The sequence below is a fragment of the Dyella lutea genome (genome assembly GCF_024158035.1).
Classification (GTDB): domain Bacteria; phylum Pseudomonadota; class Gammaproteobacteria; order Xanthomonadales; family Rhodanobacteraceae; genus Dyella_A; species Dyella_A lutea.
Window position 1 is genome coordinate 1,153,992 of record NZ_JAMZEK010000001.1, and the last position, 13,266, is coordinate 1,167,257.

10 protein-coding genes are annotated in these 13,266 nt (G+C 68.1%); 6 read left to right on the plus strand and 4 right to left on the minus strand.

From position 1 onward, the window contains the following. Positions 1-47: 47 nt before the first annotated feature. Positions 48-2,129: a glycosyltransferase gene (locus NC595_RS05120; protein ID WP_253565206.1), complete on the minus strand. Its 2,082-nt coding sequence runs from the start codon at positions 2,127-2,129 to the stop codon at positions 48-50. Between the two features lie 18 nt (positions 2,130-2,147). Continuing rightward, positions 2,148-3,749 (minus strand): electron transfer flavoprotein-ubiquinone oxidoreductase, encoded by a 1,602-nt coding sequence (locus NC595_RS05125; RefSeq protein ID WP_253565207.1) that lies wholly within the window; start codon positions 3,747-3,749, stop codon positions 2,148-2,150. A gap of 173 nt (positions 3,750-3,922) precedes the next feature. Here NC595_RS05125 and NC595_RS05130 point away from each other — a divergent pair, with 173 nt between their 5' ends. The 6 genes from NC595_RS05130 (at position 3,923) to NC595_RS05155 (ending at position 10,034) form a co-directional block, all read left to right on the plus strand. Further along, a complete protein-coding gene (locus NC595_RS05130) occupies positions 3,923-5,320 on the plus strand; it encodes an amidase (RefSeq protein ID WP_253565208.1) in 1,398 nt (465 codons plus the stop codon). Between the two features lie 10 nt (positions 5,321-5,330). Further along, a complete protein-coding gene (locus NC595_RS05135; RefSeq protein ID WP_253565209.1) occupies positions 5,331-5,933 on the plus strand; it encodes an alpha-ketoglutarate-dependent dioxygenase AlkB family protein in 603 nt (200 codons plus the stop codon). 214 nt (positions 5,934-6,147) lie between these two features. Then, entirely contained in the window at positions 6,148-7,248 is a 1,101-nt protein-coding gene (gene gcvT / locus NC595_RS05140) for a glycine cleavage system aminomethyltransferase GcvT (protein ID WP_253565210.1), read from the plus strand. A gap of 92 nt (positions 7,249-7,340) precedes the next feature. Then, positions 7,341-7,736, plus strand: coding sequence for a glycine cleavage system protein GcvH (gene gcvH / locus NC595_RS05145; protein ID WP_253565211.1), 396 nt, complete (start codon positions 7,341-7,343; stop codon positions 7,734-7,736). A 454-nt stretch (positions 7,737-8,190) separates the two neighbouring features. After that, a complete protein-coding gene (metJ, locus tag NC595_RS20340) occupies positions 8,191-8,736 on the plus strand; it encodes a met regulon transcriptional regulator MetJ (RefSeq protein ID WP_256488888.1) in 546 nt (181 codons plus the stop codon). Positions 8,737-9,026: 290 nt separating this feature from the next. Beyond that, on the plus strand, positions 9,027-10,034 hold the full coding sequence (locus NC595_RS05155; RefSeq protein WP_253565212.1) for an energy transducer TonB: 1,008 nt from the start codon (positions 9,027-9,029) through the stop codon (positions 10,032-10,034). 103 nt (positions 10,035-10,137) lie between these two features. Here NC595_RS05155 and NC595_RS05160 read toward each other — a convergent pair whose 3' ends face one another. Beyond that, complete coding sequence (locus tag NC595_RS05160; protein WP_253565213.1) at positions 10,138-11,427, minus strand: serine hydrolase domain-containing protein; 1,290 nt, start codon at positions 11,425-11,427, stop codon at positions 10,138-10,140. Positions 11,428-11,607: 180 nt separating this feature from the next. Beyond that, positions 11,608-13,194, minus strand: a complete 1,587-nt coding sequence (locus NC595_RS05165; RefSeq protein WP_253565214.1) for a GMC family oxidoreductase — start codon at positions 13,192-13,194, stop codon at positions 11,608-11,610. Positions 13,195-13,266 lie beyond the last annotated feature (72 nt).

Consider the following 13,266-nt stretch of genomic DNA (forward strand, 5'->3'; position numbering starts at 1 on the left):
GTCGTGGCGTGGGTGAGCCCGGATGGTTGCCGAGCGGGTGCGGTCGGTCAATCCAGCGCTTGCCGCAGCGCGGCGGCCGCCAGCTCCGGCGAGAAGTGGCGACGGATGTTGTCCATGCCGTGGCGAGACAGTGCGTCCCACAGTGCGGCATCGCCGTGCAGCCGGCGCACGGCGTCGGCGAACGCGGAGGCGTCGTCGGCCACCAGCACGTCATGGCCGTGCCGCAGCTGCATGCCCTCGACGGCCAGGGTGGTGGCGACGACCGGTACGCCGTGGCTCATTGCCATGTTGATCTTGCCTTTCACGCCCGCGCCGAAGCGCAGTGGCGCGATCGAAGCCAGGCAGTGATCCAGCCACGGGGCGAGGTCCGGTACGCGGCCGTGCAGCTCCAGCCCGGGCGTGGCCAGCTCGCGGCGCAGCGCCTCGGGCATGTCGCCCAAGGCATGCACGCACAGGTCCGGGATGACATTGCGCAGTCGCGGCAGGATCCCGGTGGCGATCCAGCGCAGCGCATCGACGTTCGGCGGGTGGCCGGCGCCGCCGATGAACACCAGGTCGCGGCGTTCCTCGTGACCGCGGCGGCCATCGTGTGCGCGGTGGATGTTGGACAGCAGCGACACTTTTGCCGAGGGGGCCAGCTGCGCCAGCAACTCCCTTTCGTAGGGACTGACGACGAAACTGGTGTCCGCCTGTTCAATCAGGGCGAGTTCGCTGCGGCGCGAGTGTCCCGCCTGCTGGGCCATGCCGTTATGGCCGGCCAGTGCGGCGGCGCGCTCTTCGCGCAGGAAATGCAGGTCCACCGTGTCGAACAGCAGCCGGGCCTGCGGCGCCAGCCGCCTCACCAGATCGGCATACTGTCCGGCGACCGTGTGCCGACAGAGCATGACGGCGTGCAGCTCACGGCCGTGCCGGCGCAGCCAGTCGGGCAGCCGGCCGATGTCGCGGTTGGCGAGTACCTCGCAACCGAGCGCGCCGAGGCGGTCGATACCGGCCTCGTCCGCCCGACCGTCATCGGGATGGAACGCGACGCTCCAGCCCAGCTCGTCGAGCATCCGCAGGATCTCGGACAGCCGCAGCGAGCCCGAGTCGCGCGTGGGGTCGGGCAGCGTGGCGTCCACCACCAGCACGCGGCCACGGCGATGCCAGCGCACGGCGCGATCCAGCGGTGTGCCGGGTGGCGGCAGCTCGGCGAGTTCGGCCTTCCACTTGTCGACGAACTTCGCCTGGTTCGGGCGCTGATGGCGCTTCATGCCGGCGTCCAGGTCGGTGCCGGCGCTGATGCCCTCGCAGTGCACGACCGTGCTGGCCGGCTCGTACCAGACATCGAGGCCGAGGCGGCGCACGGCGAAGGCGAGATCGGCGTCTTCGTAGTAGGCCGGTGCATAGCGTGTGTCGAAGCCACCGATGCGCTGGAACACCTCGCGCCGGATCATCAGCGAAGCACCGGAGACGTAGCTCGTGCGTCGCCGATAGCGAAAGGCCGTCGCATCGCGCGGTTCGAAGCGCCCGTAGTTCCAGGCGCTGCCATCGCTGAACATCAGCGCGCCAGCTTCCTGTAGTCGGCCATCCGGGTAGACCAGACGACTACCGGCGATGCCGCAGTCGGGGCGCTCGGCGAAGCAGCGCAGCAAGGCATCCATCCACCCGTCGGTGACCTGGGTGTCGTTGTTGAGGAACACCAGGTACTCGCCGCGCGCCAGGCCCGCACCAGCGTTGCAGCTGCCGATGAAGCCCAGGTTTTCGGTATTGCCATGCAGGTGCAGTCCGTGGACCGAGGCGAGAAGCGTGGCGGTGTTGTCTGGCGAGGCATCGTCGACCACGATCGTCTCGAACGGCACCGCGGCGCCATGCCGGGCCAGCGAGCGCAGGCAGGCCACGGTGTACTCGCACTTGCCATGCACCGGGATCACCACCGAAACCTTCGGTGTGTCCGGATCGGGCAGGGCAAACAGCGCGAAGGGTTCGTCCAGGGCGATCAGCGCGAGCGAATCATCCCGCGAGGCGACCGGCTGGAACTCCAGCCGTACGCGTGCCAGGGTACCGCGCCAACCGCGCAACGCCACGCTGCCGCGCAGGCGCTGCAGCAGGTAGGCGACGCGCTTGAGCCGCCAGGAGAGCTTGCCGGCCAACGGACGGGATGCCTGCGCTCAGAGGTTCTGGTAGTTGGGTCCCGACCCACCTTCCGGCGTGACCCAGTTGATGATCTGGTACGGGTCCTTGATGTCGCAGGTCTTGCAGTGCACGCAGTTGGCGGCATTGATCTGCAGGCGCTTGCCTGCCTCGTCGTCGACGATCTCGTAGACGTTGGCAGGACAGAAGCGGGTGCAGGGGTTGCCGTATTCCTCGGCGCACTTCGTGACGCAGACCGAGGTGTCGGCGATCTGCAGGTGCACCGGCTGGTCCTCGTCGTGCTCGGTCGCGGCGAAATAGACCGCGGCGAGGCGGTCGCGCGGCGGCAGCTCGCGCTGCACGTAGTCGCGCTTCGGCTCCTCCTGCTGGCCGAGCTTGTGCAGCATGGACCAGTCGGCCTTGTTCTTCAGGGTCCACGGCGAGGCGCCGCCGACGGCGGTCTCCCACGCGGCATTCACCATGCCGAACCACAGACCCTTCTTGAAGCCGGGCTTGATGTTGCGGACCTTCTTCAGCTCGGCCATCACCTCCGAGCCGCGCAGCTTCGCGTCGAAGCCGGCGGGCTTGAGATCGTGGGCCACGAGGTGTTCGGCGGCGAGCATGCCGCTCCTGATCGCCTGGTGGGTGCCCTTGATCTTCGGCACGTTGAGCAGGCCGGCGGTGTCGCCGATCAGCAGGGCGCCGGGCATCTCCACCTTCGGCAGCGACTGGTAGCCGCCGGTGACGATGGCGCGTGCGCCGCCCGAGAGGATGCTGCCGCCCTCGAGCAGCGGCTTGACCATCGGGTGGTTCTTCCACTGCTGGAAGGCTTCCCACGGCTGGTAGTTCGGGTCGGTGTAGTCCAGGCCGCTGACGTAGCCCAGCGCGATACGGTCACCGTCCAGGTGATAGAGGAAGCTGCCGCCGTAGGTGCGGCTGTCGGCCGGCCAGCCCACGCTGTGCACGATCTTGCCCGGCGTCACGCGACCGGCCGGCACCTGCCACAGCTCCTTGATGCCGATCGAGTAGCCCTGCGGGTCGCTGTCCGCATCGAGCCTGAAGCGCTTGATCAGCTGCTTGGTCAGGCTGCCGCGCGCGCCCTCGGCCAGCACGGTGACCTTGGCCCTGATGTCGATGCCCTGGGTGTAGCCGCTCTTGTGCGAACCGTCCTTCGCCACGCCCATGTCGCCGATGCGTACGCCGGCGACCGAACCGTCCTCGTTATAGATGGTGTCGGCGGCGGCGAAGCCGGGGAACACGTCCACGCCCAGCGCCTCGGCCTGCGGCGCCAGCCAGGCGCACATCGCGCCGAGCGAGACGATGAAGTTGCCGTGGTTGTTCATCCCCGGCGGCACTGGCAGCTTGCGTCCGCCGGTCTTGCTGAGCAGCCAGAACTCGTCGTCGGCGGCCGGCACGCAGATCGGCGGCGGATGGTCGCGCCAGCCCGGCAGCAGGGCGTCCAGCGGCTGCGGCTCGATCACCGCGCCGGAGAGGATCTGCGCGCCGATGGTCGAGGCCTTCTCGATCACGCATACAGATGTGTCCGGCTGCAGCTGCTTGAGCCGGATGGCGAAGGACAGGCCGGCGGGGCCTGCACCCACCACCACCACGTCGTATTCCATCGTCTCGCGTTCGCTCATGGCGGGCTCCATCGGGTCGGGCTGGGGCGCCGGATTGACCGTGCGCGCGGGTATCGAACAGGAGGCGCATTGTCCGGATTACCGCGCTGTCGGGCAAACGTGCTGCGGCAGGCCTTGCATTCACTTCACGTGGCGCGGGGATAATCCCGGCACGTCTTTTACAGGGAGCCCGCATGAATTCGTTGCCGCCGATCTCCGAACGGGACATGCGCCGGGCGACCCTTTGCCAATTGTTGCACTGGCTGGCGATCGACCGCGTGCAGCCGCAGGTGCTGGCCGACGCCTACCTGCAGGCGATCGAGCGCATCGATGCGCAGCTCAACTGTTACGTGGACGTGCGCGGCAGCCTGGTGCAGGAGCAGGCACGCACGGCCAGCAAGCGCCGGCGTGATGGCGTGATCGGGCGGCTCGACGGCATTCCAATCGCGATCAAGGACAACTTCGATGTGGCTGGCTGGCCGACCCGCGCCGGGCTGCCGGGGCGCCTGGTGCCGGCCGAGGACGACGCCCACATCGTCGCGCGCCTGCGTGCTTCCGGCTCCGTGCTGCTGGGCAAGACCAACATGGACGAGGGCGCACTGGGCGCCGTGACCGACAATCCGCATTTCGGCGCCACCCACAATCCGTGGAAGCACGGTTACAGCGCGGGTGGCTCGTCCGGTGGCGCAGCGGCGGCGGTGGCGGCTGGACTGGCGGTGGCGGCGGTCGGCTCGGACAGCCTCGGGTCGATCCGCATTCCGGCCAGCTACTGCGGCGTTTTCGCGCTCAAGCCCACCCACGGCGAGATCTCCGCCCGCGGCCTGGTGCCTGCCGCTCGGCGCCTCGATGCGGTGGGCCTGCTGGCGCGCGGCGTGGACGACCTCACGGTGCTGCTGCAGGTGCTCGCCGGCTACGACGCCGACGATGCCCGCTCGCGCCGCCGGCGCGTTGCCTTCGATCTGCCGGACTGGGAACCGGGACGGTTGCGCGCCGGCTTGCTGCCGGACCTGGCCGCGGTCGGCGTGGCACCGGAGGTGATCGACGTGTTCGACGCGGCGATGGCGAAGTTGCCGCGCGAGCTGGGCGAGCGCCGCTCCGTGGATTTCAGCGACTGGGATTTCGCCCGCACCCGCCGCGCCGGACTGCTGCTGATGGAAGCGGAGATGCTGGGCACCTTCGCTGCCGACCTGGTGAACACCGAGCGTCCGGTCTCGCCGCGCTTCCGCGAAATGCTCGACTACGCCGCACGCAAGTCCTCCGGCGACTATGCCAACGCCGACCGCGTGCTCGATGCAGCCACCCTGAAGATGCGCCGGCTGTTCTCGCAGGTGGATGTGCTGGTGCTGCCGACCACGCCGCAGGGGGCGTTTCCGCTCGATGGCCCGGTGCCGGATTCGATCGCCGACCTCACCAGCTTCGCCAGCCTGGCCGGCTGCCCGGCGGTGAGCATCCCGATGGGCACGTTGCCGGACGGCCTGCCGATCGGCCTGCAGCTGGTCGGTGCGCGCGGTTCGGACCTGCGCCTGCTGGAGCTGGCCAGCGTGGTCGCCGCCACGCTCGATGCCGAGCCGGTATACCCGGCGATCGCCTGAGTCGTTCAGGGTGGGCGAAGTCGTATGGCAGGTGCTGCCGCTGCCGGGCGCGGAGCTTGCGATCATCGAGGACTGGCTCGCGCCGACCGAGGCCGACAGGCTGCTCACCGACCTGCTGTCGTCGATTCCCTGGGAAATCCACCGCATCCGCATGTTCGGTCGCGAGGTCGCCTCACCGCGGCTGAGCTGCTGGATTGGCGACCCCGGTGCCAGCTACGTCTACTCGCGTACGCGCTTCGAGCCGCATCCTTGGCCGGGCGCCCTGGGCGCACTGCGCGCGCGGGTGGAGCAGGCCTGCGGTGTGCGTTTCAACAGCGTGCTGGCCAATCTCTACCGCGATGGCAGTGACGCGATGGGCTGGCACAGCGACGACGAGCCGGAGCTGGGTGCGCGTCCGGTGATCGCCTCGCTGAGCCTGGGGGCGGAGCGGCGGTTCGTGTTCCGTCCGCGGCGGCGCGATGAACCCGGCCGCCGCGCGTCGGAGCTGCGCCTGGCGCACGGCAGCCTGCTGCGCATGGCCGGCGATACCCAGCAGCTTTACCAGCACGCGCTGCCGCGCACGACGCGGGTGACGATGCCACGCATCAACCTGACCTTCCGGCACATTTCCTAGAGTCATCGCGCTGTTCGCTCAGCGAGCCGCATCGCTGGCAATGCGCGACCGGTGTGTCGGGGCTGAAGCCCCTCCCACAGTACCCCGGAGTTTTGCTGGCCCTGTGGGAGGGGCTTCAGCCCCGACTCGTGGGTCGGCATCGGAGGCCGGCAGCGCCGTTGCCCCGATCAAGGGCGGCCGGCGATAATCGACGCTTTCCCCAGGCGCGCTCCCCATGACTGCGAAGACCGTACTCAACGACACCCATCGCGCGCTTGGCGCCCGCATGGTCGATTTCGGCGGGTGGGACATGCCGATCAACTACGGCTCGCAGATCGAGGAGCATCACGCCGTGCGCGGCGACGCCGGCATGTTCGACGTGTCGCACATGACGGTGATCGACCTGCACGGCCCGCGCACGCGCGACTTCCTGCGCCACCTGCTGGCCAACAGCGTGGACAAGCTCAAGGTGAGCGGCAAGGCGCTGTATTCGTGCATGCTCAACGAGCGCGGCGGCGTGATCGATGACCTGATCGTCTACTTCTTCGACGACGCCCATTACCGCCTGGTGGTGAATGCCGCCACCCGCGCCAAGGATCTGGCCTGGATCGAGGCACAGGCGAAGGACTTCGACGTGGTGGTGAAGGAGCGCCCCGAGTTCGCGATGATCGCGGTGCAGGGACCGAACGCGCGCGGCAAGGTCATTGCGCTGCTGCACGAAGGCGATCGTCCGCGCATCGAGAAGCTGGGCAAGTTTGCCGCCGCGGCCGCGCAGGGTCCGCACGGCATGCCGCTGTTCGTCGCGCGTACCGGCTACACCGGCGAAGACGGCTTCGAAATCATCGTGCCGGAAGAGCATGCCGTGGCGTTGTGGCAGGCGCTGGTCGACGCAGGCGTGAAGCCCTGCGGCCTGGGCGCACGCGACACCCTGCGGCTGGAGGCGGGCATGAACCTGTACGGCCAGGACATGGACGAGGACGTCTCGCCGTGGGAGGCCAACCTCGGCTGGACCATCGCCTTCGACGAGGGTCGCGACTTCATCGGCCGCAGCGCGCTCGAGGCGCAGAAGGCCGAAGGCGTGAAGCGGGTGATGGTCGGACTGGTGCTGGACGACAAGGGCGTGTTGCGCCACGGCCAGAAGGTGCTCACCGCACAGGGCGAGGGTGAGATCCTCTCGGGCAGCTTCTCGCCGACGCTGGAAAAGGCGATCGCCTTTGCGCGCATCCCGGCCGGTGAGCCGGGCGACATCCGCGTGGACATCCGTGGTCGCGAGCTGCCGGTGCGTCTGGTGAGATATCCGTTCGTGCGCGACGGCAAGCCCTGCGAGGGCATCTGACTTCCTGCCGTCGGGGCGACTCGGCGGCACCGGACGCACGCGCTAGAATCGCCGCGTCCACCTTCCTCCCACTCCAACGACTGGACCCGATCATGAGCGAGATTCCCGGCGATCTGAAATTCCTCAAGTCCCACGAATGGGCCCGCGTCGAGGACGACGGCACCGTCCGCGTGGGTATCTCCGACCACGCCCAGGCGGCACTGGGCGACCTGGTGTACGTCGAGCTTCCCGAGGTCGGCGCCAGCGTGCAGGCCGGCAACGGTGTCGCGGTGGTCGAGTCGGTGAAGGCCGCTTCGGACATCTACGCGCCGGTGTCCGGCGAGATCGTGTCGGTGAACGAGGCGCTGACCGACAAGCCCGAGACGATCAACGAAGACGCGTTCGGCGACGGCTGGCTGTTCGTGATTCGCCCGAGCGATCGCGGCGAGCTGGACGAGCTGCTCGATGCCGATGCGTACGCCGAGCAGATCGAGAACGAAGACCACTGACGGAACCGCTTCGTCACCGTTCCCACGACGGCCGCGCGAGCGGCCGTCGTCGTGTCTGGAGGGTGTCGACGCGGGTGTCGGGAAAAAAAAATTAGCGGCCCGACGGGGTGCCGGTCGTCTTCCATTCATGCATTTCAGCAGGGCTCCGGATGCCGTTTCGTGCGGCGAACCTCCGTGCGTGCACGGCCGGTTCCATGCGGACATTTTTTTCTGGCTGTGGTCGCAAACCTTTATGCGGTGCGGCCTCCGAGGCATGCGGGTGAATTTTTAGTGTTTTTAAATAGACGTCTATACGTCCTTATGTTGATTACACTATCGCCTGCAATGCCTTGTGTGGCGGGACTTTTCGGCGGTCCGGGCGGGCGTCGGAGGGGTGTCTGCGGACGCGCAAAATCAATTGACAGTTGAAATCTTCGGGAATAGCTTTCGCACCAGATTCTGGGGAACAGGTGCTATGTCGGCAGTGAAGTACGTACAACCCTATGTCGAGCACGGCGAGAAAGCTGGCGCGGTACGCAAGATCACCGTCTCGATTCCACTTCACGTCCTGCGTCTTCTGTCCGATCTGCGCACCCACCGCCAGGTGAACAATCTTCGGCACGCCACCAACAGCGATTTGCTGGTCGAGGCGTTCCTTCACGCTTTTACTGGGCAACCACTGCCAACTGATGAGGAGCTGAGACGAACCATGGCCACTGCCAAGAAAACCGCTGCAAAGAAACCGGCCGCCAAGAAGGCCGCCAAGAAGACCACCGTGAAGAAAGTCGCCGCCAAGAAGCCGGTGGCGAAGAAGCCGGCCGCCAAGAAGGCTGCCGTGAAGAAGGTTGCCGCCAAGAAGGCTGCTCCGAAGAAGGCTGGTGCCAAGAAGCCGGCCGCCGCCAAGAAGACCGCCGCCAAGAAGACCGCGGTGAAGAAGGTCGCTGCCAAGAAGGCCGCGCCGAAGAAGGCCGCTCCGGCCAAGGTGGCCAAGGCCACCAAGACGGCCAAGGCCAAGAAGTAAGTCGCTACATAACTAGAAAGTTCGTTCGAATTTGTTTCCCCGCGGTGCCCAGCGCGGGGAAGCCCTTCGAAAGCGATTCGTCCCGGCCATGCGCCGGGATGCTTCGTTCTGGGGCCGGGAAAAGCCGTTCCGGGCCTTTTGCCGCGGCGGGCGCTGCGCCCGTTTGCCGTGACTCCGCAATGCGGTTACCTTTCGCTCATCCGCGCCGCGCCGCACCTGGGGGCAGGTCGTCGCTCCTGGATTTACGGGGGGAAAAAGCGCGGGTATCTGATGCCACTCAGCGAGAGATCATGGATACCCGAATCAAACTCGAGGCGCGTCGTCGTGCGCGCGGGGCCGTACGGCCCGTCACACTGGCCGCTCTGGCCATCATCGTCGTCCTGGCAGTCGCCTCCTGGTTCCTGGTGATCCAGCCGCATGAGGAGATGGTGCTGTCCGACGCAGGCGGCCATCCGTCCAGCCCGGTCACCACCAATACCGTGCAGGCGCCGCCGCCGGCCAACGTGGAGGCGATGGGCACCGACCAGCTGCTGGCCGAGGCGCGCAAGGCGATGAACGACCAGCGCTATCTGGCGCCGGCCGGCAACAACGCCTTCGAGTTCTACCTCAAGGCGCTGGAGCGCGAGCCGGGCAATCCGGTGGCGACCGACGCGTTGCGCGAGACTTTCCCGTTCGCGGCGAGCGCGGCCGAACAGCAGATCAATGCCGGCAACTTCAACGAGGCCCAGCGCGAGATCGACCTGCTCGCGAAGGCCGATCCGGCCAACTACACGCTGACGATCCTGCGTTCCAAGCTGGATGCCCAGCGCAAGGTGGCGGACAAGGCCCAGCAGGATGCTGCCGACCAGGCGCGCCAGCAGCAGCTCGCCGCGCAGAAGGCGGCCGAAGAAAAGGCGGCTGCGGACAAGGCGGCGCAGGAGCAGGCGACCCAGGTGGCTGCGACGACGACCAGGCCGGCTGGGCCGGCGACCACGCAGAAGCCTGCCAGCACGCCGAACCAGACCGCGCAGGTGGCACCGGTGCAGTCGAGCTCGACGCCGGCGGTGCTCATCCGCAGCGTGCAGCCGCGCTACCCGACCCAGGCGCAGCGCGCGCGGACCGAGGGCTTCGTGGTGCTGTCCTTTACGGTCAAGCCCGACGGGCATACCGCGGACATCAAGGTCGTCGAGGCGCAGCCGCGGCACGTCTTCGAGCGTGCAGCGATCGACGCGGTGGACCGCTGGGAGTTCAAGCCGGCGACCCGCAATGGCGAGCCGGTCGACAGCACGGTCACCAACCGCATCAACTTCAAGCTCTGACGCGTCACGAGGGTTGAACGGAAACGGCCAGCAGGCGACTGCTGGCCGTTTCTTCATCCGGGGGTGGGGACATCGACCTTCGTGGCCGACCCCGCGATCGCCATCAGCGACGGTGATGCCGTCGGGGGCCGTGTTTCCGTTGCGGCTTCTGCGGTGGCGGTGGACTTTCCAGTCCCGCCCAGTCCACGTGCGGCAGGCCGAGCAGGCGGTCGAACATCATCGGCATCAGACCGGATGGCGCTGCGCCAGCCGAGTTCCACATGGTCACGATGCCCACGTGGTACCTGGGGAAAAAGCCGATCATCGTGCGATAGCCCTGCACCGCTCCGGCGTGGAAGATCAGCGTCTCGCCGCCGTAGGTGAACACACGCCAGCCTAGTGCGTAATGGGCCTGGGTGATTCGCGCGCGGCGCCAGGGCGTGGAGTGCATCTCCACCGGTGTGGCCACGCCGGGGGCATGCAGTACCGCCAGCAGGTCGGCGGGCAGCACGTCGGGTCGGCCACCCATCTGGGCGATCAGCCATTTCTCCATGTCGCGCAGGCTGGCGTTTACACCGGCGGCGGGAGCAACGCGGTAATAGGCCTCCTTCGGCTCGAACGGGCGCCACTCGCCGTGGCCGACGGGTCGATGGGGCCGCGCCCAGCTCGGACTGGCCTCCAGCGCGGCGCGCCCGTAGCTCGCCGTCTTCATGCCGAGCGGGTAGAAGATCCGCTTGTCCACGAGGCGGTAGAAGAAGTCCCCTGTCTCGGTGTAGATCACATCGCCGATCAGGCTGAAGGCGACGTTCTGGTAGCCGTAGCACTGGCCCGGGCCGCAGGCCATGTCCACCTCGTCGAGCTTGCGCACCAGCTCCTCGTAGGGGACATCGTCCTCGAGCATGTTGTCGTAGGTGTTGCGCGGAAGGCCGACGCGCTGGCCGAGGATATCGCCTACCGTGACCTGCCCGGCCGCCTGCATGTCCTTGAGCTTGAAGAACGGCAGTACGTCGATCAGCCTGGTGTCCCAGCTCAGCTTGCCGTCGCGCACCAGCAGCGCGGTGAGCCCGGTGGCGAAAGCCTTGGACAGCGAGGCGAGACGGAACACCGTGTTCGGCTCCACCGGGGCCTTGGTGGAGGCATCGGCGTAACCCATGGTGTATTCGAAGGCCACCTTGTCGTTGACCACCACGGCGGTCGCCAGGCCCGCAACCGAATGGCGCCGGCTCAGTTCGTCCAGCCAGTGTCGGTAGTCGCCGAGGGCTGCCTTGACCCGGGCCGGTGGCACCTGGGCGGACGGCACGTTGCTGACCACCTGGGTGGCCGGATCCTGTCGAGGTGGGGCCGCGGCGGCGGACATGGTGACGGACAGGGCCAGCGCGCTGGCGAGGGCGAGGGTCAGGGGACGGAACGGCATGCGGCTCGAGGATGTGCCCGGCAGCGCTGCCGGAGGTGGGAAGAACGGGGGGACTTCCGGCAAGCGCCGGTCGTGCTTCTGATCGCCCGATTGTCGGCGAGTTCGCGCTCGCCCACAACGAAACCCTCAGCGCGCGAAAAGGTGGGAGTCAGCCACCTGGCAGAGCTGGCACCGCCAGCTTCAGCGCTCCATCCCGAGCAGCAGTGCGCTGGCTCGCTCGGCGATCATGATCGTCGGCGCGTTGGTGTTGCCCGACGGCACGCTGGGCATGACCGAGGCATCGACCACCCGCAGGCCGTCGATGCCGCGCAGGCGCAGTTCGCTGTCGACCACCGCCGCGTCGTCGCGGCCCATCCGGCAACTGCCGACCGGGTGGTAGACCGATTCGGCCTTGCGACGGATGAAGGCCTCGAACTCGGCATCGCTCGCCAGCGCCGTCTCCGGGAACACCGGTTCGCCCCGGTAGGGGTCGAAGGCGGGCTGGGCGAGGATGTCGCGCGACAGCTTCGCCGCCTCGATCATCCGGACGAGGTCATGGCCCTCGCCGTCGCCCAGGTAATTGGCGTGGATCGCCACCGGCCGGGTCGGGTCCGCCGAGCGCAGCCGCAGCCGTCCGCGGCTGCGCGGGTGCAGGTAGCAGGCATGCAGGGTGTAGCCGTCGCCGGGCAGACGGTGCCGGCCGTGGTCGTCGAGCAGGGCGGGCACGAAGTGGAACTGCAGGTCGCAGCGCTCGTCGGTGGCCAGCCGGCTGCGCAGGAAGCCGCCGGCCTCGGCGATGTTCGACGTACCCGGGCCCTGCCGCGCGATCAGGTAGCGCAGGCCGGCGGCCACTTCGTTCAGATGGTCGTAGGTGACCGGACGGGTGCTGCCGACCAGGGTGCAGATATCCAGATGGTCCTGCAGGTTGCCACCGACTTCCGGCCGGTCGAGCACGACGGGGATGCCGTGCTCGCGCAGGTGGTTGGCCGGGCCGATGCCCGACAGCATCAGCAGGTGCGGCGAATTGATCGCACCGGCCGCCAGCAGTACCTGGCCGGCGTCGATGCGCTGCAAACCGCTGCCGTTGCGCAGCTGCACCCCGACCGCGCGGCCGCGCTCGATGATTACGCGCTCGACCAGCGCACCCGTGCGTACCTCGAGGTTGGCGCGGTCGCGCACCGGCCGCAGGAAGCCGGTCGCGGTGGAGCAGCGCGCGCCGTTGCGCTGGGTAACCTGGTACAGGCCGAAGCCTTCCTGGCGCTCGCCGTTGAAGTCGTCGTTGCGCGCATGGCCGGCCTGGCTTGCGGCCTCGAGCAGGGCATCGGAGAGCATGTTGTGGTGGCGAAGGTCCGACACGCCCAGCGGCCCGCCGGTGCCGTGGCAGGCATCCGCACCGCGCGCATTGTCCTCGCTCAGCTTGAACCAGGGCAGCACCTGGTCCCAGCTCCAGCGCGGGTCGCCCGAGACCTCGGCCCAGCGGTCATAGTCGCCGGGCACACCGCGGATGTAGCACATCGCGTTGATCGAACTGGAGCCGCCCAGGGTCTTGCCGCGTGGCCACCACAGGCGTCGACCGAGCAAATGCGGCTCGGGCTCGGTGTGGTAGTCCCAGTTCACGCTGCGCACCTTGACCAGCCGCGCCAGGCCGGCGGGCATGTGGATCAGCGGATTCCAGTCGCGCGGCCCGGCCTCCAGCAGCAGTACCCGCGTGTTCGGATCCGCGCTCAGCCGGTGGGCCAGCACGCAGCCGGCCGAGCCGGCGCCGACGATGACGTAGTCGTAAGCCATTCCCGTCCCCCCGTGCCCCCGCGGGGGCCCTGATGACCCCATGCTAGTCTTTGCCGGACCCACGCTGGAACT

What these genes read in the sequence shown, in the direction of transcription:
- NC595_RS05125 (WP_253565207.1), bottom strand. Translation starts at nt 3,749, where the DNA reads ATGAGCGAACGCGAGACGATGGAATACGACGTGGTGGTGGTGGGTGCA.
- NC595_RS05130 (WP_253565208.1), top strand. Translation starts at nt 3,923, where the DNA reads ATGAATTCGTTGCCGCCGATCTCCGAACGGGACATGCGCCGGGCGACC.
- gcvT (WP_253565210.1), top strand. Translation starts at nt 6,148, where the DNA reads ATGACTGCGAAGACCGTACTCAACGACACCCATCGCGCGCTTGGCGCC.
- gcvH (WP_253565211.1), top strand. Translation starts at nt 7,341, where the DNA reads ATGAGCGAGATTCCCGGCGATCTGAAATTCCTCAAGTCCCACGAATGG.
- metJ (WP_256488888.1), top strand. Translation starts at nt 8,191, where the DNA reads ATGTCGGCAGTGAAGTACGTACAACCCTATGTCGAGCACGGCGAGAAA.
- NC595_RS05155 (WP_253565212.1), top strand. Translation starts at nt 9,027, where the DNA reads ATGGATACCCGAATCAAACTCGAGGCGCGTCGTCGTGCGCGCGGGGCC.
- NC595_RS05160 (WP_253565213.1), bottom strand. Translation starts at nt 11,427, where the DNA reads ATGCCGTTCCGTCCCCTGACCCTCGCCCTCGCCAGCGCGCTGGCCCTG.
- NC595_RS05165 (WP_253565214.1), bottom strand. Translation starts at nt 13,194, where the DNA reads ATGGCTTACGACTACGTCATCGTCGGCGCCGGCTCGGCCGGCTGCGTG.